The organism is Nostoc sp. UCD121, from assembly GCF_014222285.1.
Taxonomy (GTDB): domain Bacteria; phylum Cyanobacteriota; class Cyanobacteriia; order Cyanobacteriales; family Nostocaceae; genus Nostoc.
The window spans coordinates 1-274 of sequence record NZ_JACKZS010000574.1 but is presented as its reverse complement, the minus strand read 5'-3'; the positions used below and the strand labels follow the sequence as shown (position 1 = coordinate 274).

General features: G+C 43.8%; 1 pseudogene. It reads left to right on the top strand.

The features are described from left to right. A pseudogene (locus GNF10_RS39600) lies at positions 1-274 on the top strand (cell division protein FtsZ); the annotation flags it as partial.

The following is a 274-nucleotide window of genomic DNA, read 5'->3' as shown; positions in this document are numbered from 1 at the left end:
CTGCTGGTATGGGTGGTGGTTCTGGTACAGGTGCTGCACCAGTTATCGCTCGTATCGCTAAAGGTTTAGGTGCTTTGACTGTTGCTGTTGTGACACGTCCATTCGGTTTCGAAGGAAGCAAACGTGGTCAATTTGCAGTCGAAGGGATTAACGAACTTCGCGAACATGTTGATACTCTCTTGATTATCTCAAACAACAACTTATTAGAAATTGTTGACAAGAAAACTCCACTTCTTGAAGCTTTGTCTGAAGCAGATAACGTTCTTCGTCAAGG